Annotated in this window: 9 protein-coding genes; 8 read left to right on the top strand and 1 reads right to left on the bottom strand. The window is 67.3% G+C overall.

Annotated features, from left to right (window positions below):
• The first annotated feature begins 2 nt into the window (after positions 1 to 2).
• The 4 genes from QO207_RS26280 (at position 3) to QO207_RS26265 (ending at position 12,021) form a co-directional block, all read left to right on the top strand.
• Positions 3 to 2,102, top strand: coding sequence for an HlyD family efflux transporter periplasmic adaptor subunit (locus QO207_RS26280; protein ID WP_301535191.1), 2,100 nt, complete (start codon positions 3 to 5; stop codon positions 2,100 to 2,102).
• Between the two features lie 149 nt (positions 2,103 to 2,251).
• Positions 2,252 to 3,076, top strand: a complete 825-nt coding sequence (locus tag QO207_RS26275; protein WP_301535190.1) for a sulfotransferase — start codon at positions 2,252 to 2,254, stop codon at positions 3,074 to 3,076.
• A gap of 147 nt (positions 3,077 to 3,223) precedes the next feature.
• The gene (locus QO207_RS26270) at positions 3,224 to 10,471 is read left to right on the top strand and encodes an Ig-like domain-containing protein (RefSeq protein ID WP_301535213.1); all 7,248 of its coding nucleotides are present in this window, start codon (positions 3,224 to 3,226) and stop codon (positions 10,469 to 10,471) included.
• A 53-nt stretch (positions 10,472 to 10,524) separates the two neighbouring features.
• Positions 10,525 to 12,021, top strand: coding sequence for a TolC family protein (locus QO207_RS26265; protein ID WP_301535189.1), 1,497 nt, complete (start codon positions 10,525 to 10,527; stop codon positions 12,019 to 12,021).
• A 255-nt stretch (positions 12,022 to 12,276) separates the two neighbouring features.
• Here QO207_RS26265 and QO207_RS26260 read toward each other — a convergent pair whose 3' ends face one another.
• Positions 12,277 to 13,665: an aldehyde dehydrogenase family protein gene (locus QO207_RS26260; protein ID WP_301535188.1), complete on the bottom strand. Its 1,389-nt coding sequence runs from the start codon at positions 13,663 to 13,665 to the stop codon at positions 12,277 to 12,279.
• Positions 13,666 to 13,805: 140 nt separating this feature from the next.
• On the opposite strand from QO207_RS26260, the gene QO207_RS26255 reads away from it, so the two are divergent.
• From QO207_RS26255 to QO207_RS26240, 4 genes are all read left to right on the top strand, one after another.
• Complete coding sequence (locus QO207_RS26255) at positions 13,806 to 14,690, top strand: LysR family transcriptional regulator (RefSeq protein WP_301535187.1); 885 nt, start codon at positions 13,806 to 13,808, stop codon at positions 14,688 to 14,690.
• Positions 14,691 to 14,771: 81 nt separating this feature from the next.
• Entirely contained in the window at positions 14,772 to 16,355 is a 1,584-nt protein-coding gene (locus QO207_RS26250) for a response regulator (protein WP_301535186.1), read from the top strand.
• A gap of 103 nt (positions 16,356 to 16,458) precedes the next feature.
• Positions 16,459 to 17,292 (top strand): hypothetical protein, encoded by an 834-nt coding sequence (locus QO207_RS26245; RefSeq protein ID WP_301535185.1) that lies wholly within the window; start codon positions 16,459 to 16,461, stop codon positions 17,290 to 17,292.
• A 47-nt stretch (positions 17,293 to 17,339) separates the two neighbouring features.
• Entirely contained in the window at positions 17,340 to 21,779 is a 4,440-nt protein-coding gene (locus QO207_RS26240; protein ID WP_301535184.1) for a YadA-like family protein, read from the top strand.
• Positions 21,780 to 21,810: the final 31 nt, after the last annotated feature.

Raw genomic sequence — 21,810 nt, 5'->3', positions numbered from 1 at the left:
GCTTGAACCTGCCCGCGCTGCGCGACGACCTGCAGCTGTCCGAAGCTGCGCCAGCCTTCGATGGCGCGGCCCAGTGGGTGCTCAACGATCCCTTGCGCGGTCGCTACTTCAAGCTGGACGAGGCCGCCGTGCGCCTGCTGCGGCAATGGGGGCAGGGCGCGCCGTTGGCGGTGCTGGCGGCTGCCAACCGGGGCGCCGGCCGCGCCCTGGGTGAAGGCGACCTGGAGCAGTTGCTGCGCTTCCTGCGCGAGCACGACCTGATCGCCGCCAGCGACCCGGAGCAGCGCGACAGCTACCTGGGCAAGTCCCATGCCCGGCGCGAGAGCCTGTGGCAGAAGGCGCTGCACCAGTACCTGTTCTTCCGCATCCCGCTGTGGCGGCCCGACCCTTTCCTCAACCGCACCTGGCCCTGGCTGGCCCGGCACGGCGGCACAGTGCTGCGCTATGGCCTGCCGACGGTGCTGGCGCTGGGGCTGTTCCTGATGTTGCGCGACTGGGACCGCTTCATCGGCAGCTTCTCCTACCTGTTCAGCTGGTCCGGCGCGGCAGCGTTCGGCGTCGCCCTGTGGTTCGCCAAGTTCTGCCATGAGCTTGGCCACGCCTACATGGCCAAGCGCGCCGGCTGCCGGGTGCACAGCATGGGCATCGCTTTCGTGGTGCTGCTGCCGATGTTCTATACCGACGTGTCCGACGCCTGGCGCGTCAAGGATCGCCGCAGCCGCCTGCTGATCGGTGCCGGCGGCGTGCTGGCGGAGATGCTGCTGGCCTGCGTGGCGCTGCTGGCCTGGTCGTTGCTGGCCGACGGGCCGCTGCGCACGGCGGCCTTCCTGCTGGCCAGCGCCACCTGGCTGACCACGGTGGCGATCAACCTCAACCCGTTCATGCGCTTCGACGGCTACTTCCTGCTCAGCGACCTGCTGGGCGTGGACAACCTCCAGGGCCGCGCCTTTGCCCTGTGCCGCTGGCGTCTGCGCGAAGCGCTGTTCGGCTACGGTGTGCCGCAGCCCGAGCCGCTGCTGCCGACCTTGCGCCTGCGCCTGCTGGCCTGGGGCTATGCGTCCTGGGTCTGGCGCGCGCTGCTGTTCTTCGGCATCGCGCTGGCGGTCTATCACCTGTTCTTCAAGGTGCTGGGCATCCTGCTGATGCTGGTCGAGCTGGGCTGGTTCATCGCCTTGCCGATCTTCCACGAGCTGAAGTTCTGGTGGCAGAACCGCGAGCATGCGCAACCGCGCCGCAGCCTGCCGACCCTGGCCGCGCTGGGCCTGATCGGCCTGGTGCTGCTGGTGCCGTGGCGCACGGCGGTGGAAGTGCCGGCAGTGCTGGAGGCTTCCCAGGTCAGCGAGGTGCATACCCCGGTGGGTGCCCAGGTGACCCGCGTGCTGGTGGGCGAGGGGCAGCCGGTGAAGGCGGGCGACCTCCTGCTGGAGCTGGCCTCGCCGGACGTCGAGGCGCACCTGCGGATCATCGGCCTGCAACTGCGCGCCTTGCAGCTGCAGATTGCCCGCACCCGTGCCAACCCGCTGCTGGTGGCCGATGCCGGGGTGCTGGAAAGCCAGCTGGCGCAGCAACTGGCGGACTACCGTGGCCTGGCCGCCGAGCGCGAGCGCCTGCAACTGCGCGCGCCGCAGGATGGCGTGGTGCGCGACCTCGACCGCAGCCTGCAGGAGGGTGTCTGGCTGGCGCCGGACCAGGTATTGCTGCGGGTGGTCGGGCAGCAGCGGCCGAAGTTACGCGGCTATGTCGAGCAGCAGTCGCTGGAGCGCCTGGAGCCGGGCAACGAAGGTCGCTTCGTCGCCGAAGACCCTGGCCTGCCGGCACTGGCGGTACGCCTGAGCGAGCTGGACGCCACCAGCAGTTCGGTGCTTGCGCTGCCGCTGCTGGCCTCCGACCAGGGCGGCCCGCTGGCGGTGCGCCGCGATGCCGAGCAGCGCGCGGTCCCCGAGCATGCGCAATACGGTGCGCGGCTGGAGTTGCTGGCCGACAGCCCGGCGCCGCAACAGGCGATTCGTGGGGTGGTCAGCCTGCGCGGACGCAGCGAATCGCTGCTCGGTGGCTTCCTGCGGCGGTTGGCGGCGCTGGGGGTTCGGGAAAGCGGCTTCTAGCCTGCAGGTGTCTAGTTCGGGGCTTGCCGGGGAGGGCGTAGCGGCGGCCCTGTCAATGCTCCCGCGGAGCGTCTGAAAAATCTGTACGAAGTTTCTTAAAACCCCTAGCATCCAGCAATTGCAAAGTGCCATTGAGTTGTTGCGCAGGGATGCAGAAATATCACTTCATATCGGGTTTGCCGCGGTCGGGCAGTACGCTGCTTTCCGCCATTCTCCTGCAGAACCCACGCTTCCACGCGGGCATGTCGAGCCCCGTTGGCGGGCTGTTCACCGGTGTCCGTGAACAATGCAGCGCCGGCAGCGAATTCGCCCCGCTGGTGAGCGCCGAGCAGCGCCGCCGCCTGTTGCGCGGCCTGTTCGACTCCTATTACGCCGACCAGCACGACAAGTCCGTGGTGTTCGACACCAACCGCCTCTGGTGCGCCAACCTGCCGGCCCTGCGCGAGATGTTCCCGCAGGGCAAGGTCATCGCCTGCGTGCGCAACGTCGCCTGGATCATGGACAGCCTGGAAAAGCTGTTCCGTGCCAATCCCTTCGAGAACACCAAGCTGTTCGCTGACGCCAACGAGCGCAACACCGTCTACAGCCGCGTCGAGACCCTGGCCCAGCGCAACCGCCTGGTGGGCTTCTCCTGGAGCGCGCTGAAGGAAGCCTTCTACGGCGAGCAGGCCGACTCCCTTCTGCTGATCGATTACGACCTGCTGGTGCAGAGCCCGGAGAAGGTGCTGCGGCTGGTCTACCAGTTCATCGATGAACCCTGGTTCGAGCACGATTTCGACAACCTCGCCTACGACGCGCCGGACTTTGACGCGGCGTTGGGCGTGAGCGGGTTGCATCGAGTGCGGCCGAAGGTGGCGGTGCAGGAGCGCCGCACCCTGCTGCCGCCGGACCTGTTCGAGCAGTACAGCAAGCTCTCCTTCTGGGAAGACGGCAGCGCCAGCGCGGCCAACGTGATTCGAATCAAGAACAACTGACAGGAATGGTCACGGCGGCAACAGATCGCCGGTGCCGAAGAGGTGCATTGCATGCAGTGGATCAAGCGCGTGTTCGGCGAGGCTGCGCGTCGCCAGGAAGAAACCGGGGTATCCCAGCCGACGCTGATCATGGCGCTGGAACCGCGCATGATGTTCGACGGCGCGGTGGCTGCCACCACTGCCGAAGTGGCCAAGCCCACTGATGCCCAGGATGGCGCCGCCGCCGACAAGGCCGGCGCGAGCAGCGCCAGCAAGGACAACGCCGCTTCCCATGCTGCCATCGGCGACGCCCGCAGCGATGCAGGGCAGGGCGCGGAAGCCGGCAGCGGGCGCAACGTGGTGTTCGTCGATTCCCGCGTGGAAGATGCCCAGCAACTGCTGCAGGGCGTGGCTGCCAACACCGACGTGGTGTTCCTCGATAGCCATGGCAACGGCGTGCAGCAGATGGCCCAGTACCTGGCCGCGCACCCCGGTGCCGCTTCGGTGCAGATCATCGCCCACGGCAATTCCGGCGACCTGTGGCTGGGCAACAGCTACGTCAGCGCCGAGAACATCGCCGACTACGGCAACTCCCTCAGCCAGCTCGGCGCCAGCATGCAGGCCGGCGGCGACATCCTTATCTATGCCTGCAACACCGCCCAGGGCGAGCGCGGGCAGACCTTCGTCAACGAACTGGCCAGCCTGACCGGACGCGATATCGCTGCTTCCGACGACCGCACCGGCAATGGCTCGGACTGGGACCTGGAGGTCACCACCGGCGTCATCGAGGCGCGGCCGGTGCTCTCGGCCGCTGCTGAAGGCGCCTACCAGCACAGCCTGGCGATTCTCACGGTAACCACTAACAACGATAGCGGCGCTGATCTGACCTTCGGCGCCAATCAGGCCGCCGACCTTGCAGATGGCGGCGGGCTGTCGTTGCGCGAAGCAATCAACTGGGCGGCCAGCAGCGGCGACACCATCACCTTCAGCAGCGCAATGACGGTGGGCCTGACCAGCCAGTTGGTCATCAACAAGAGCCTGATCATCGACGGCGACATCAACAACGACGGCGTCGCCGATGTGACCCTGGACGCCAACTACCACAGCCGCGTTCTGCAGGTGCAGGCCAGCAGCAACGTGACGCTCGACGGCCTGGTGATCACCCGCGGCCTGGTGTCCGGCGATGGCAGCGACGCCGGCAGCGGCTTGGCCGCCGCCAATGCCTTCGGCGGCGGCATCTGGAACGCCGGCACGCTGACCCTGCTCAACACCTCGGTCACCGCCAACGCGGCGGCCGGCGGTGGTGGTGGCGGCGGTAATTTCTCCTACGACGGCGGCGGCGGTGGTGGTGGCGGCGCGTTGGGTGGCGGCATCGGCGGTCGCGGCGGCGAATCGGGCGTCTCCGACAATCCGGGCACCAGCGGCAGCGTTAACCAAGGTGGGCGTGGCGGCGCCGATAGCGGCTTCCCCGGCATGGGCGGACAGGGCGGCACTGGCGTCGGCGGCGCTGGCGGCAGCTACCTGGGCTATTCCACCGGCGGTTCCGGCGGCACAGCGACTAACGGAAGCATCAGCATTGGCGGCGGTGGCGGCGGGCTGGGTACCGATGCCACCGGTGGTGCCGGCGGCTCGGCGGCGGGCGGTATCTACAACGCGGTCGGCGGCACCATCAACGTCATCGGTAACTCGGTCATCAGCAACAACCTGGGTGCCGGCGGCGGCGGCGGAGGAGGCGGCGCGGGAGGCTCGCTGGGCAACCAGAACGGCGGCGCCGGTGGGCGCGGCGTTGGCGCGGTGTGGAACAAGGGCACCTTCAACATCACCGCGGACAACACCGCGGCCATGACCAACAATGGGGCCGGCAGCGGCGCTGGCGGCCAGGAGCTGGGCACCGGCTCGCCCGGTCCCAGCTCTGCGGCGGTCACCGGCATCTACAATGACGGCGGTGTGCTCGATACCGCCTACGTCGCACCGCCGACGGCCACCATCGCGATGTCCGACACAGCGCTGAACATCGGCGAAACCGCACTGGTGACCTTCACCTTCAGCCAGCCGGTGACCGGGTTTACCAATGCCGACCTGACCGTCACCAACGGCACGCTGACGGCGCTCAGCAGCAGCGACGGTGGTCAGACCTGGACCGCGACCTTCACGCCGAATCCGGGGGTCACCAGTGCCAGCAACGTCATCACCCTGGACAACACGGGTGTCACCAGCGTGGCGGGGAGTGTGGCGGGCTCCGGTACCAGCACCTCCAACAACTACACCATCGATACCGTACGGCCGACCGCGAGCGTGGTGGTCGCCAGCTCCGCACTGAAAGCCGGCAGCTCGACGACGGTGAACATCACCTTCAGCGAGCCGGTGACCGGTTTCACCCTGGGGGATATCAGCGCGTCCAACGGGACGCTGAGCAACCTGACCACCAGTGACAACATCCACTGGACCGCGACCCTGACGCCGGACGCCGGCAACAGCAGCGGCGGCAACGTTGTCGTCCTCGACAACACCCTCTACACCGATGTCTCGGGCAACACCGGCAGCGGTGTCACCCTGTCCAACACCTACTCAGTCGATACTGCGCTGCCGACCGCGACCGTTGTGGTCAGCAACACGTCGCTGAACGTCGGTGGCTCCTCCCAGGTGACCATCACCTTCAGCGAGACGGTGAGCGGCTTCACCCTGGATGACCTGAGCGCCAGCAATGGCACCCTGAGCAACCTGACCACCAGCAATGGCCTCGTCTGGACCGCCACCCTGGTGGCGAATTCGGGCATTACCCAGTCCAGCAACGTCGTCACTCTTAACAACAGCGGCTATACCGACGTGGCCGGCAACACCGGCCTCGGCACCACCACGTCCAACAACTATGCCATCGACACCCAGCGGCCAACGGCGACCATCGTGTTCTCCAACCCGCACATGGGTATTGGCCAGACTTCGCTGGTGACCATCACCTTCAGCGAGGCGGTGACCGGTTTCAACAATGCCGACCTGGACCTGTCCGGCGCCAATGGTACCCTGAGCGCGGTCAGCAGCAGCGACGGCGGCGTCACCTGGACTGCTACCTTTACCCCGACATCGGGCATCGACAACGCGACCAACGTCATCACCCTGCAGAACGCCGGTGTGAGCGACGCAGCGGGCAACGCCGGTAGTGGCACTACCACGTCCAACAGCTATGCCATCGACAGTGTGCGCCCCAGCGCGACCGTGGTCGTCGGCAATAGCTCGCTGATCATCGGCCAGACGGCGCAGGTGACCATCATCTTCAGTGAAGCGGTGATCGGTTTCAGCAACGCCGACCTGACCGTTTCGGGCGGTACCCTGAGCGCAGTGAGCAGCAGCGACGGCGGCATCACCTGGACGGCGACCTTCACGCCGACCTCGAACATCACCAACGCCAGCAACGTCATCACCCTGGACAACACCGGCTATACCGACGTGGCCGGCAACACCGGGACCGGCACCAGCCTGTCGAACAACTACGCCATCGACACCCAGCGTCCGACCGCTACCATCGTCGTGTCGGATCCGGTGCTCAACGCTGGTGAAACCACCCAGGTGACCATCACCTTCAGCGAAGCGGTGACCGGTTTCACCCTGGCCGACCTGAGTGCCAGTCACGGCAGCCTGACCAACCTGAGCAGCAGCGATGGCGGCGTCACCTGGACCGCGACCTTCACCCCGGATGCCAACACCCACAGTGCCAGCAACGTCATCACCCTGGCCAATACCGGCCTTGCCGATGTCGCCGGCAACGCCGGTGTGGGCACCACCAGTTCGACGAACTACAGCATTGATACCGTGCGCCCGAACGCGACCATCGTGGTCTCCAACCCTATGCTGGCGATCAACGGCACGTCGCTGGTCACGATCAGCTTCGACCAGGCGGTGACCGGCTTCACCAACTCCGACCTGACCGTGGTGGGCGGTACCCTGAGTGCGGTGAGCAGCTCCGACGGTGGCATCACCTGGACCGCGACCTTCACCCCGGCCGGCAACATCACCAGCCCGAGCAACCACATCACCCTGGACAACAGTGGCCTCCAGGCGGCGACTTCAGGTAACACCGGCGCGGGTATTACCACTTCCAACAACTACTCAATCGACACCCAGCGGCCGACCGCGACCATCGTCGTGGCGAACGATCACCTGGGTATTGGCGGCAGCTCGCCGGTGACCATCACCTTCAGCGAGGCGGTCACCGGTTTCACCCTGGCCGACCTGACGTCCCCCAACGGTACCCTGAGCAACCTGTTCACCAGCGACAACGTCACCTGGACCGCCACCCTGACACCGGCAGCGGGTGTGAATGCGGGCAACAACCATGTCAGCCTGGATAACACCGGGGTGACGGATCTTGCCGGCAACGTGGGTTCTGGCAGCACCAATTCGAATGCCTATGCCGTGGACGGCATCCGGCCGACGGCAACCATCGTGATGGATAAGGCGACCCTGGCGGCTGGCGAGACCTCCACGGTGACCGTCACCTTCAGCGAGGCGGTGACTGGTCTCGACAACACCGACCTGAGCGCGCCCAACGGCACCCTGGGCGTGTTCGGCAGCAGCGATGGCGGGATCACCTGGACGGCGACCTACACGCCGAACGCCGGCGTGCGTGACACCACCAACGTGCTCACCCTGAACAACACCGGCTATACCGACCTGGCTGGCAACACCGGTACTGGTGTGACCACCTCGGCCAACTTCACTGTCGATACCGTGCGCCCGACCGCGACCATCGTAGTCGCCAGCCCGGCGCTGAATGCCGGCTCCACCTCGCTGGTGACCATCACCTTCAGCGAGGCAGTGACCGGTTTTACCAACGCCGACCTGTCATTGGCCGACGCAAACGGTACCTTGAGCGCGGTGAGCAGCGCCGACGGCGGCATCACCTGGACCGCGACCTTCACGCCGTCGGTGAACGTCACCGACACCACCAACCTCATCACGTTGGACAACAACGGTGTGCAGAACGCGTCGGGCAATAGCGGCAGCGGCACCACCACGTCGAACAACTACGCCATCGATACCCAGCGGCCGACTGCGACCATCACCGTGGCGAACCCCAACATCGGCATTGGCCAGACCACCACGGTGACCATTGCTTTCAGCGAAGTGGTGAATGGCTTCAACCTGGGCGACCTCAGCGTGCCCAATGGCACGCTGTCCAACCTGGCCAGCAGCGACGGCGGCAAGACCTGGACCGCGACCCTGACGCCAACGGCAGGGCTCACCGACCCGACCAACCTGATCGTGCTCGACACCGCGCTGGTTACCGATGTTGCGGGCAATGCCGGTTCCGGGGTCTCGATTTCCAACAACTACGTCGTCGACGGTGTGCGACCCACGGCAAGCATTGTCGTGGCCGATGATGTGTTGGGTATCGGCGAAACCAGCCTGGTGACCATCACCTTCTCCGAGCAGGTGAGCGGGCTGGATCTGTCCGACCTGGTGGTCAGCGGCGGCGTGCTGTCCAACCTGGCGACCGGCGACGGCGGCAAGACCTGGACTGCCACCCTGACGCCGAGCGTCGAAACCACGCAGAGCGGCAACCTGATTTCCCTCGACACTTCGCTGGTGCAGGACATGGCCGGCAACAGCGGTGCCAGCAGCGTCAGCTCCAACGCCTTTGCCGTCGACACCCAGCGCCCGACCGCCAGCATCGTGGTGGCCGACAGCGCGTTGAAAGCCGGCCAGTCCACCCAGGTGACCATCACCTTCAGCGAAGCGGTCAGCGGTTTCGACAACAGCGACCTGACGGTGAACAACGGCACCCTGAGCGCGGTCAGCAGCAGCGACGGCGGCATCACCTGGACCGCGACCTTCACGCCGGGCGCCAATGTCACCGACGCGACCAACCTGATCGTGCTCGACAACAGCGGCGTCAGCGACCTGGCCGGCAACACCGGCAGTGGAAGCACCGCTTCGAACAACTACGCCATCGACACCGCGCGCCCGACCGCGACCATCGTGGTCGCCGAGCCGAGCCTGGCGATCGGCCAGACCAGCCAGGTGAGCATCACCTTCAGCGAGGCGGTGAGCGGYTTCGACAATGCCGACCTGAGCGTGGCCAACGGCACGCTGAGCGCGGTGAGCAGCAGCGATGGCGGCCTGACCTGGACGGCGACCTTCACGCCGAACGCCAATGTCAGTGATACCCGCGCCGTCATCAGCCTGGACAACAGCGGCTATACCGATGCCGCCGGCAACACCGGCAGCGGCACGACCCTGTCCAATGGGGTGGCCATCGATACCGCACGCCCGACCGCCAGCATCGTGCTGGGTGACAGCGCGCTGAAGGCCGGCCAGACGACGACGGTGACCATCACCTTCAGTGAGGCGGTGAGCGGTTTCAGCAATGCCGACCTGAGCGTCGCCGGCGGCACCCTGAGTGCCGTGAGCAGCAGCGATGGTGGCGTCACCTGGACTGCGACCTTCACCCCGGCGGCGAACCTTACCAGCACCGGCAATGCCATTGTCCTGGACAACACCGGCTACACCGACGCGGCCGGCAACAGCGGCGCCGGTACCACCAGCTCTGGCAACTATGCCATCGACACCCAACGCCCGACGGCCACCATCGAGGTCGCCAGCACCGACCTGCGCCTGGGCCAGTCGTCCCAGGTGACCATCCGCTTCAGCGAAGCGGTCAGCGGGCTGGATCTCTCCGACCTGAGCGCCAGCAATGCAACGCTGTCCGGCCTGAGCTCCAGCGATGGCGGCCGCACCTGGACCGCGACGCTGACGCCGCTGATCAACGTGGTCGGTTCGAGCAACGTGGTGACGCTGAACAACCTCGGCTACACCGACGCCGCCGGCAATACCGGGCTTGGCGTCAGCCAGTCGAACAGCTACGCGATCAACAGCATCGCCCAGGAAGGCGACCCGCAATACCGCACCGAACAGGGCGTGCGCCCGGTGCAGGGCAACAACGGCCTGTCGGGCAATGCGCCGCAGGTACCGTCAGTGCTGGTCAACGCCGGCCCGCCGAGCCTCGGCCAGGTGCCGCTGCTCGACAGCAGCAACCGTGGCGCCGCGCAATCGACGTTGGGCAGTGTGTTCCGCGATGGCCCGAGCCAGACCCAGCTCGCGCTGATCTTCTCGAACAACGGCAATAGCGCCTTCGGTGACGGTGGCGGACGTGGCTTCCTCGGTTTCGGCGGCGGCGATGCGGGGGTGTTCAGCAGCAGCACGCTCGGCTCGATCTTCGGTGAGGCCCGCGAGGGTGACGAACAAGCGCTGTCGGCCTTTGGCCAGCGGCAGGGGGGAATTGCGGGCGGCCTGAGCGGTGTCTTCGCCGGTACGGGCCTTGGCCAGCAATTGCAGGAAATGAACCAGCGTGAGCAGCGTCAGGTCGCCGACCTGGCGCAGGCTTTCGGCGAGCTCGGCCAGGTAAGGCCGGCGAGCTGAAGGTGGCAGGGCGGACAATCACAAGAAGCCGTACAGGGGGCGGCTCCAACACAATGAACAAGCAATTCCGATTCCTCAGCGTCAGCCTGCTGGCGTTGGCCATCAGCGGCTGCGCCGTGACCAGCGAACCGATCAGCCGTGCCGACAGCGAGCAGCGTGCGCGCGACGACCTGTCCGGCATGTTCAAGACGCAGGAGCCGCTGGGCGGCGCGCTGACGCTCAACGAAGCGCTGGCCCGCGCCATCAAGTACAACCTCGAAGGCCGCCTGAAGGTCATGGAAGAAGCCCTGGCCAGCCGCCAGGTCGACCTCGCGACCTTCGACATGCTGCCGCGCATGGCGCTGGAAGCCGGCTACGCCGGGCGCAACAACGTCAGCGCGTCCTCCAGCAAGAGCGTGCTGACCAACCAGCAGTCCCTGGAACCGTCCACCTCGCAGGACCGCGACCGCGACGTCGCCGACCTGACCATGGTGTGGAACGTCCTCGACTTCGGCGTCAGCTACGTCAGCGCCAAGCAGCAGGCCGACCAGCGCCTGATCATCGAGGAACGCCGCCGCAAGGTACGCCAGACCATCGTCCAGGACGTGCGCTCGGCCTACTGGCGCGCCGTGGCCGCCGAACGCCTGCTGGGCCGTATCGACAGCCTCAGCGCCCGCGTCGAGCAGGCCCGCAAGGACAGCCAGAACCTCAGCAGCCAGCGCATCGGCGACCCGGTCCAGGCGATGAGCTACCAGCGCTCGCTGATCGAGGCGACCCGCCAGCTGGAAGTGCAGCGCAAGGCGCTGTCGCTGGCCAAGACCGAACTGGCCACCCTGATCAACCTGCCGCCGGGCACCGACCTCAAGCTGGCCATGCCGGCTGACGGCTACCCGCTGCCGGAGCTGAAGGTGAGCATGGAGAGCCTGGAGCTCGAAGCGCTGGCCTCGCGCCCGGAACTGCGCGAGCAGGACTACCAGGGCCGCATCAGCGCCGCCGAGACCAAGAAGGCCATGCTGCGCATGCTGCCGGGCCTGGAGTTCTCCGCTGGCGGGCACTACGACAGCAACTCCTACCTGGTGAACCAGAGCTGGGCCGACTACGGCGTGAAGGTCACCTGGAACCTGTTCAACGTGCTCTCTGCCCCGGCCGCGATCAAGGTCGCCAAAGCCGGCGAAGACGTCGCCGCGGCGCGTCGCCAGGCGCTGTCCATGGCGGTGCTGGCGCAGCTCTACGTGGCCCAGGCGAACTACCAGGAAGCCCGCCGGCAGTTCCAGACCAGCGAAGAACTGGCCAGCCTCGACGGCCAGATCACCCAGGAACTGCGCAACCGCCACCAGGCCCAGGGCATCGGCGAGCTGGAGCTGATCCAGGGCGAGCTGAACACCCTGCAGGCCGACCTGCAGCGCGACCTGGCCTACGCCGAACTGCGCAACGCCTACGGCCAGGTGTTCGCCAGCGTGGGCCTCGACCCGCTGCCGGCGCAGCTCAAATCCGACTCCCTCAGCGACATCGGCCAGGGCCTGGCCAGCCGCGAGGAGCAGTGGCAGCGCGGCGAGATCGCCAATCCCTGATAGCGCTTGCTGCAAAACAAAAGCCCCGGCCATGTGCCGGGGCTTTTTTATGGGGATGCCGCCTGGTGCAGCCCCACCTGGCGATCTGCTTTTCGTAGGAGCGAGCTTGCTCGCGAACCGCCCCACCGACAAACCCGCCGGGAAACACCGTTCGCGAGCAAGCTCGCTCCTACAGGTGCTTCCAGCACCGAGCAGCCGGCATGAAAAAGCCCCGGCGCGTGCCGGGGCTTTTCATTCAGGCCGCAGGGTACCGCCTCAGCGGCGATCCACCCACACGGTCTGGGCGTTGCAGAACTCGCGCACGCCGAAGTGCGACAGCTCGCGACCGAAGCCGCTCTTCTTCACGCCACCGAAGCCGACGCGGGGGTCGCTGGCGCTGTAGCCGTTGATGAACACGCCACCGACATCCAGCTCGGCGGTCATCTGCCGGGCGCGGGCGAGGTCGGCGGTGAATACCGTGGCGGTCAGGCCGAAGTCGCTGTCGTTGGCCAGCTCCAGCGCGTGGCGGGCGTCCCTGGCGCGGATGATCGAAGCCACCGGGCCGAACAGTTCCTCGCGGAACGAGGTCATGTCCGGGGTGACATCGGCCAGCACCGTGGGCTGGTAGAAGTTGCCAGTACCTTCGGCCTTTCCGCCGCCCAGCAGCAGGGTGGCGCCTTCGGCCAGGGTGCGCTGCACCTGGTCGTCCAGTTCGTCGCGCAGGTCGAAGCGGGCCATGGGGCCGACGTAGGTCTGCGCCTGGGTCGGGTCGCCCATCACCAGTTCGCGGGTGGCGGCGACGAAGCGTTCGGTGAAGGCATCGGCGATGCTGTCTTCGATGATGAAGCGCTTGGCGGCGGCGCAGACCTGCCCGGAGTTCTGGAAGCGCCCGGCAACGGCGGCCTTCACCGCAACCTCCAGGTCGGCGTCGGCGAGCACGATAAAGGCGTCCGAACCGCCCAGCTCCAGCACGCACTTCTTCAGCGCAGCGCCGGCCTGGGAGCCGATGGCGGAGCCGGCGCGCACGCTGCCGGTGACGGTCACGGCGGCGATGCGGTCGTCGCGGATGGCCTGGGACACCAGGTCATTGCCGACGTTGATCACCTCGAAGGTGCCGGCCGGGAAGTCCGCCTGCTGGAAGGCCTGCTGCATCAGGTAGGCGCTGCCCATGACGTTGGGTGCGTGCTTGAGCACATAGGTGTTGCCCGCCAGCAGCGCCGGCACCGCGCCGCGCAGCACCTGCCAGATCGGGAAGTTCCACGGCATCACCGCGAGGATCGGGCCCAGCGGGCGGTATTCGATCCAGGCGCGTTCCTGCTCGACGCTGGTCGGCTCCGGGGCGAGCATCKGCGGGCCGTTGGTGGCGTACCAGTCGCACAGGCCGGCGCACTTTTCCACTTCGCCACGGGCCTGGCTGATGGGCTTGCCCATCTCGGCGGTGATGGTGGCGGCGAAGGCGTCGGCGTTGGCGCGCAGGGCCTGGCCGAGGCGCACCAGGGCGGCGGCGCGCTGCTCGATGGGCGTGCGCTTCCAGCTGGCGTAGCCTTGGGCCGCGCGGGCCAGGGACTGTTCCAGGGCCTCGGCGGACTCGAAGGCGTAGCTGTCGATCACCTCGCCGGTGGCGGGGTTGCGGGAGATCGCGTGGGTCTGCGGGGTGATACTCATGGCTCGCTCCTGGTGGGTGGTCGATGAATGATCAGCGGCGAGAGCTCGGTGGTGAAAGCTCAGTGAAGCCAGTGTCGCGTTGAATCATGCTTATGAAAACTGAATAATAATGACGATTACGCTCTCGTATGGAGAATGAAATGGACCTCGTCCAGCTGGAAATCTTCTGCTCCGTAGCCACCCACAAGAGCATCGCCGCCGCGGCCCAGGCCATGCACCGGGTACCGTCGAACCTGACCACGCGGATCAAACAGCTGGAGGCGGACCTGGGTGCCGACCTGTTCATCCGCGAGAACAACCGCCTGCGGCTGTCCCTGGCCGGGCATGACTTCCTCGTCTACGCCACGCGCATTCTCGGCCTGGTGGAAGAGGCGCGGGTGGTGGTGTCGGGCAAGGAGCCCACCGGGCGCTTCCCCATCGGCTCGCTGGAAAGCACCGCGGCGGTGCGCATTCCGCGCCTGCTGGCGCGCTATCACCAGCAGTACCCCAAGGTGGAGCTGGACCTGTCCACCGGGCCTTCGGGCGAGATGATCGACGGGGTGATCGCCGGTGAGCTGATCGCCGCCTTCGTCGACGGGCCGATCCGCCATCCGGCACTGGAGGGCATGCCGGTGTTCGACGAGGAGATGCTGGTGGTCGCGCCCTCGCACCACGCGGCGATCCGCCGCGGCCAGGATGCCGACGGCGAGATGATCTACGTGTTCCGCGACAACTGCTCCTACCGCCACCACTTCGAGCGCTGGTTCGCCGCCGACGGGGCAGCGCCGGGCGCGATCCGCGAGCTGGAGTCGTACCACAGCATGCTCGCCTGCGTCAGCGCCGGCGGTGGGCTGGCGGTGATGCCGCGGAGCATGCTGAGCAACATGCCCGGCAGCGCCTCGGTCAGCGCCTGGCCGATGGCGGACGACTTCGCCCGGCTGAACACCTGGCTGATCTGGCGCAGCGACTCGCGCTCACGCTCGCTGGAGCTGTTCCGGCAGATGGTCGAGGAACAGGCCGCAGCGCTGGACATGGCGGGCGGCTGATCGCGGCGGCAACTTCTGCTCGCCCGGGCAGGGTTGTGCCTATGCTGCTCTGGATGGAAATCGGCTTGAGGCAGGGTAGCTATGGCCAGGGTTCTGCTCGCGGATGCGACACCAATCGTGCGCGATGCGTTGCGCACGTTGCTGGAGGAGATGGGCCAGGCGGTGGTGGCCGAAGCCGTTGACGTGCCCACGGCACTGAGCCTGGCGCGCGAGGAGCGGCCGGACCTGGTGATCCTCGAACTGAACCTGCCCGGAGCCGGCGGCCTGGACCTGTTGCGCCGCCTGCGCGCCCGTGATGCGCGGCAGAAGGTGCTGGTCTACAGCCGGCAGAACCCGGCGCACTTCGCGCCGCTGTGCTTCCAGGCCGGAGCCAGCGGATTCGTCAGCAAGAGCGATGACACCGCGCTGCTGCGCAAGGCCATTGTCGATGTGCTGGCCGGGCGCGCCCACTTCGCCCGCGAGCACATGCAGCCCGGTGGTGGTGACGTGCTGGGCAGCCTGACTCCGCGTGAGCTCTCGGTGCTGCAGCTGATCGCCGAGGGCCACTCGAACGTGCGCATTGCCGAGCAGCTGCGGATCAGCTTCAAGACGGTCAGCACCTACAAGGCGCATCTGCTGGAGAAGCTGCACGTCGGCTCCAGCGTGGAGCTGGCCGAGATCGCCCGGCGCAACGGGCTGGTGGCCGGCTATCCAAGCGTTGCCGCCGTGGCCGAGAACCTGCCGGCGGAGATCGCCCTGTTGCGCGAGCTGGTCGATGCGGCGCCCAACCCGATGTTCGTGCGCGATGTCGACAGCCGCCTGCTGTTCTGCAACCAGCGCTTTCTCGACTATCACCGGGTCAGCGCAGACCAGGCGCTTGGCACAGGCTTCAGCGACAGCCCCTGGCTGTCGCCGGAGTACCGCGACTCGTTGCCTGCAAGGTTCCGAAAAGTGGTCGAGCAGGGCGTTCCGGTGACGGTCACCCTGCGTATCGAACTCTCCGGCAGCTACCGCGTGGTGCATGCCTGGATGGTGCCCTGTCGTGACTCCAGCGGCCAGCCGACCGGCGTGCTGGGCGGCCTGCAGGACATCACCGACAGCGAGGGCGAGCTGCTCGAATGGCGCGACCGTGCACTGGCCGCCGAAGCCCAGCTGCATCGCATCCGCGAGATCGGCACGGCGGCCATGGAGGAGCTGACCGCGCAGGTTGCAGGGCTCGAACTGCATCCGGCGACTCCCGGACTGGCCGGCGTCCTCGAGGCACTGCGCCGGCTCAGGAGCACCAGCAACCCGCGCGATGACCACCCCGCGCCGGCATCCCGGCCCTGCGACCTGGGGCAGGTCGTCGTGCGCTGCCTGGCGGGTTACCCCGCCTGCCACTTCAAGCAGCCGCATGGTGAAGCGCTACGTGGCTGGCTGGATGCCGAACTGTTCGGCCAGTGGCTGGCGGCGGCGCTGGAGCTGATCGGCGAGCCGACCCGGGTCAGTCTGGCTACCCGCGCGGCGCGCCAAGGGCAACTGCTGGTGCGGCTGGAGGCCAGCGGTGCGCAAGGGCCGCACAGCCTGATCCTGCAACAGTACGTGCTGCGCCTGGCGCAGCGGCTGAATGCGCGGATAGGTATCGAACGCAGCGACCAAAGCCTGGCCATCGACCTGGAACTGGAGCTGGCCCTGGCGGCTACCTGACTGCAGAAGAACTCTGATGCGCAGGCGGGAAGGACTCTGAGTTCGCAGCGCCCGCGGCCTTCCTAGCATGACGGCAACTCGAACTTCTACAGGAGTTGCCACCATGAACCATCATCCGAAAACCCTCGCCACGCGCCCGTTGCGCCTGCTCTCCGGCATTGCGCTGGCATTGCTCGTCGCCAGTGGCGCGGCCCTGGCCGATCCGGCGCAAGCACCTGCCCAGGGCGTCGCCCAACCGCTGGTGCTGCTGGCCCACCAGCAGCTGCTCGAAGGCGACCTGGCCTCTGCCCAGGCGCTGCTGCGCGAAGCCGGCGCACAAGGGCAGGGCGGTACCCGCGCGCTGGCCGAGCAGGGCTTCATCGAAGATGCCGGCGGCCGCCACATGCGCGCCCGGCAGTTCTACGACGCCCTCAAGGGCAGCGACCAGGCGGCGGTGATCGCACTGCCGTCGGCGGTCAACCTCGCCGCCCTGGGCCGCTTCGAACAGGCCGGCAAGGCCTTCGCGCAATTGCAGAAGAGCTCGCCCAATCCGCAGCTGCAGGCCTACGCCGGCTTCTGGAACCTCTGGCTGAGCGCCCGCCAGGCCAGCGACGCCGGGGTCAAGCCGGACGTCGTCAAGGCGCGGGTGGCGAAACTCGCCCGCAGCATCAAGCCGGTGGATGAGCATCAGCGCGCCATGCTCGCGCTGTTCCAGGGCAAGTCCGACAGCTCCGCGGTGTTCGCCCAGATCGATGGCCTGCAGGCTCCCGACGCGGTCAAGCGCGACCTGCGCACCGAGGCCGGGCTGTTCGCCGGTGGCTACCTCGACTACGTCCGCCAGGACCACGCCGGCGCCCTGCGCCTTTACGAGCGCGCCCTGCAGCAGTCGCGCCCGACGGCCATGGAACGCCCGCAACTGATCCAGTCCAGCCGCGCCCTGCAGCTGTCCTCCCGCTGATTTCCCCTTGCCGAGTCCAGGGGCAGGTCCTCTGGAAGGAGCTTTTCATGAACAGGATTTATCGTCTGGTGTGGAGTGCCACGCGCCAAGCGTGGGTCGCCGCTTCCGAATTCGCCACGGCGCGCCGCAAGGCGGGGCGAGGTGTGGTGGTCGGTACGCTGGCCGTCTCGATGCTCTGCAGCCCGCTGAGCGCGACCTTCGCGGCAACGCCGTACAAGAACGGCTCTGCCTTCGAGAAAACCGTTTCCGGCAACCCAGGCCTCTACGTCAATGACGCCAGCAACGATTCGGGCTGCATCTTCGTCCACGACACCGGGGATACCGGCAGTACCGGCTGGAAATACGACAGCAACAACACCAACTGCCTGACCAGCGACAAGGCCAGCCAGACCGCCCGCGTCCTCTTCTACGGCTCCGGTGCCCGCACCGATGGCACCGACTCACTGACCCTGGGCAACGAACTCTATGTGAACGGCGGCCGTATCGGCCTGAACAACAAGTTCGGCACCGATCCCACCAACTCCATGGCCATCGGCAATATCGGCACCGATGCCGGCGGCAACCCCACCGGCACCCGCGCTACGGCCAAGGACTCGGTGGCCATCGGCAACGATGCCGTGGCCAGCCAGCAGAACGCCATGGCCCTGGGCACCGGTGCGCAGGCCAACGTCAACGGCGGCGTAGCCCTGGGCTCCGGCTCCGTGGCCGGCACCGTTGCCGGCCAGCCGGGCTACGTGCCCGATGGCGCGGCCCCGGACCGGGTGGCTGCCATCTCCGCTACCACCAGCACCCTGGGCGCCATCGCCGTGGGCGATGCCGCCACCGGCAACTACCGGCAGATCACCGGCCTGGCCGCCGGCACCCTCGACAGCGATGCGGTCAACGTCGCGCAGCTCAAGGGCGTCACCGGCCAGCTGGCCCAGGACGCCTTGCTCTGGGACCCGAACGCCAACGGCGGGCAGGGCGCGTTCAGCGCCAGCCATGGCGGCAACGGCCGCAACAAGATCACCAACGTGGCCGATGGCGACGTCAACGCCAGCTCCACCGATGCGGTGAACGGCTCCCAGCTGAACCAGACCAACCAGAACGTCACCAACGTCGACAATCGCGTGAGCAACGTCTTCGGTGACGACAGCACCACCAACATCCAGCAGAACGGCCGCGGCATCCGCTACGTGCGCACCAACGACAACGGCCTGCCGGTGACGGACGCCTATGCCAAGGGGCAAGGCTCCACGGCAGTCGGTTACCAGGCCACGGCCACTGCTGCCGATGGCCTGGCCGTAGGGCGCGGCGCCCTGAGTGACAGCGTGGGCGCCACCGCCATCGGCGCTGGCGCCAAGGTCGACGCACTCTCCAGTCAAGGCCTGGCGGTGGGCAACAACGCCCAGGTGCAGGGCACCAAGGGCATTGCCATCGGCAACGGTGCGCAGACGCTCTCGAACGACGCACTCACGCTGGGTAACGGCGCAACGGTCAACCATGGCGCCACCGACAGCCTGGCGCTGGGCAACAACAGCCAGGTCGCCACCGACGCCAACAAGGCCACCGCGCTGGGCTACGGCGCCAATGCGCAAGCCAGCGGCTCCATGGCGCTGGGCGAAAGCTCGGTGGCCGGTGCGGCGAATTCCGTCGCCCTGGGCAGCGGTTCCAAGGTCGGTCAGAGCGCTACTGACAGCCTCGCCCTGGGTACCGGCAGCCAGATCGCTGCGGGGGCCCAGAACGCCGCGGCGCTGGGTAAGGGTGCTACGGCCAATGCCAATAATTCGCTGGCCCTGGGGACCTCCGCAGTGACCGGTGCGACCAATTCCGTAGCGCTGGGTAGCGCTGCAGTGGTCGGTACCAACTCCAGCAATGGCCTGGCCCTTGGCAGTGGCAGTCAGATCGGCGTCAACGCGAGCAACACCGTTGCGCTGGGTACCGGCACAGTCGTCGGTGACCGTGCCAGCAACAGCATGGCCATGGGCAATGGCAGCCAGGTTGCGGCGGATGTCAGTAACGGCCTGGCGCTGGGTACTGGCAGCCAGGTCACCAAGAGCAACTCCGTCGCCATTGGTCGCGAGGCCAGTGCTACATCGTCCGATGCCTTGGCGCTGGGACGTGAGGCCAGCGCTGCTGCGTCCGAGAGTGTTGCCCTGGGGCGGGGGGCCAGCACCGTCGCCGGAGCTTCCGGCAGCCTTGCTCTGGGGCGCGGTGCCAGCGCGCAGACCAGCAAGAGCGTTGCCCTGGGTTCCGACAGCGTGGCAGACCGTACGGCTGCTCAACTGGCAGTGTCTGGCTACATCCCGGCCGGCGCCACCAGCGTCGCCGCCAGCACTGCAAGCGGTGAGGTATCTATCGGTGCCAGCGGCAGCGAGCGCCGTTTGACCAACCTGGCCGCCGGCGCCCAGGACACCGATGGCGTCAACGTCAGCCAGCTCAAGTCCCTGGGCAGCCAGGTGGCCGACAACGACGCCGGCGCGGTCAAGTACGAGCGCAATCCCGACGGCACTATCAACTACAACAACGTGGTGATGCAGGGCGATATCTACAACTCGGTGAACAAGACCGGCGGCACGAAGATCACCAACGTCGCCCGCGGCGCGGACGACAGCGATGCGGTGAACATGTCGCAACTCAACGAGACCAACGAGAACGTCAGCAACGTCGACAACCGGGTAACCAACGTCGACAACCGTGTGAGCAACGTCTTCGGTGACGACAGCGAAGCCAACGTCGCCGAGAACGGCCGTGGCATCCGCTACGTGCGCACCAACGACGACGGCCTGCCGGTGGATGACGCCTATGCCAAGGGCCAGGGCTCCACGGCGGTTGGCTACCAGGCCCAGGCAACGGGTGACAACGCCCTGGCGCTGGGCCGCAACGCCAACGCCAGTGCCGACAACAGCGTGGCGCTGGGGGCTAACAGCACCACCACGGCCAATCTGAGTCATCCTGCGTACAGGGCAGGCGGCTACCCGGCGATGGGCAATGCTATCGGCGAGGTCTCGGTCGGTTCCGCAGGCTCCGAGCGCCGGGTGACCAACGTCGCCGCCGGTGCTGACGAAACCGATGCGGTGAACGTCTCGCAACTCAAGGGCGTCGCCGAGCGCACCGACCAGCTGAGCCAGGACGCATTGCTCTGGGACCCGACCGCCAATGGCGGCAACGGTGCCTACAACGCCAACCACGGCGGGCGCGGGCCGAACAAGATCACCAACGTTGCGGCCGGCGATATCAACGCGAGCTCCACCGACGCGGTGAACGGCTCGCAGCTCTACGAAGTGACCACCCAGATCAACAACATCACCCTGGGCGGCATCAAGTACTTCCACGCCAACTCGCAGAAACCCGACTCCATCGCCAGCGGTACCGACTCCATCGCTGTCGGCCCGGCCGCCCAGGCCTCCGGGACGTCCTCCCTGGCCATGGGCGACGGCGCCAATGCCAGCGCCAGCAATGCCAGCGCCATTGGCAGCAACGCCGTGGCCAGCGCTGACAACGCCACGGCGGTCGGCACCGGCTCCAGTGCAAGCGGCGGCTCCTCGACGGCCATGGGCGATGGCGCCTCGGCCAGCGGCGAGCGCAGCTCGGCGATCGGTGCCGGGGCCAGTGCCGAGGCCGCCAACAGTGTGGCCCTGGGCGCCGACTCGGTGGCCGACCGCGACAACAGCGTTTCGGTGGGCAGTGCCGGCAACGAACGGCAGATCACCAACGTCAAGGCTGGCGAGGCCGACACCGATGCGGTCAACGTCTCGCAGTTGCGCGACCACGGCGACACGATCAACAGCACCATCAACAACGTCGACAACCGCGTCACCCAGGCGAAGACCGACATTACCCAGCTGCAGAACGGCACCGACGGCATGTTCCAGGTGAACAACAGCAGCAACCTGCCCAAGCCGCGCCCCACCGGTACCGATGCCGTGGCCGGCGGCGCGGGAGCCGAGGCCTCCGGCAACAACAGCGCGGCCATCGGCACCCGTGCGCGGGCCCGCGGCAGCAATGCCACGGCCCTGGGCAACGGCTCCAGCGCCCAGGCCGACAACTCGGTAGCGCTGGGCGCCAACTCGGTGGCCGACCGCGCCAACAGCGTCTCGGTGGGCAGCGCCGGCAACGAGCGACAGATCACCAACCTCGCCGCCGGCACCGCGCCGACCGACGCGGTGAACGTCAGCCAGTTGCAGCAGAGCATGGGCGACATCTCCAACCAGTTCTACGACTACACCGACTCCCGCTACAACGCGCTGCGCCACGACCTGAAGAAGCAGGACGACATCTTGAGCGCCGGCATCGCCGGGGCCATGGCCATGGCGACCCTGCCGCAGCCGCACTCGGCCGGGGCCAGCATGGCCACCGTCGGGCTGGGCAACTACCGCGGCCAGGGCGCCCTGGCGATCGGCGTGTCGCGTATCTCCGACAACGGCAAATGGGTCACCAAGCTGCAGGGCAGTACCAGCAGCCAGGGTGAAGCCGGCGTCGCCGTCGGTCTCGGTTACCAGTGGTAAGTCATTGCAGGCAGGCCCGGCTGCGGTCGGG

Origin of the sequence: Pseudomonas sp. CAN1 (assembly GCF_030462585.1) — a bacterium.
In the GTDB taxonomy this organism is placed as follows: Bacteria; Pseudomonadota; Gammaproteobacteria; order Pseudomonadales; family Pseudomonadaceae; genus Pseudomonas.
This window is presented reverse-complemented; position numbering and strand designations above follow the sequence as displayed.

What these genes read in the sequence shown, in the direction of transcription:
- QO207_RS26275 (WP_301535190.1), top strand. Translation starts at nt 2,252, where the DNA reads ATGCAGAAATATCACTTCATATCGGGTTTGCCGCGGTCGGGCAGTACG.
- QO207_RS26265 (WP_301535189.1), top strand. Translation starts at nt 10,525, where the DNA reads ATGAACAAGCAATTCCGATTCCTCAGCGTCAGCCTGCTGGCGTTGGCC.
- QO207_RS26255 (WP_301535187.1), top strand. Translation starts at nt 13,806, where the DNA reads ATGGACCTCGTCCAGCTGGAAATCTTCTGCTCCGTAGCCACCCACAAG.
- QO207_RS26250 (WP_301535186.1), top strand. Translation starts at nt 14,772, where the DNA reads ATGGCCAGGGTTCTGCTCGCGGATGCGACACCAATCGTGCGCGATGCG.
- QO207_RS26245 (WP_301535185.1), top strand. Translation starts at nt 16,459, where the DNA reads ATGAACCATCATCCGAAAACCCTCGCCACGCGCCCGTTGCGCCTGCTC.
- QO207_RS26240 (WP_301535184.1), top strand. Translation starts at nt 17,340, where the DNA reads ATGAACAGGATTTATCGTCTGGTGTGGAGTGCCACGCGCCAAGCGTGG.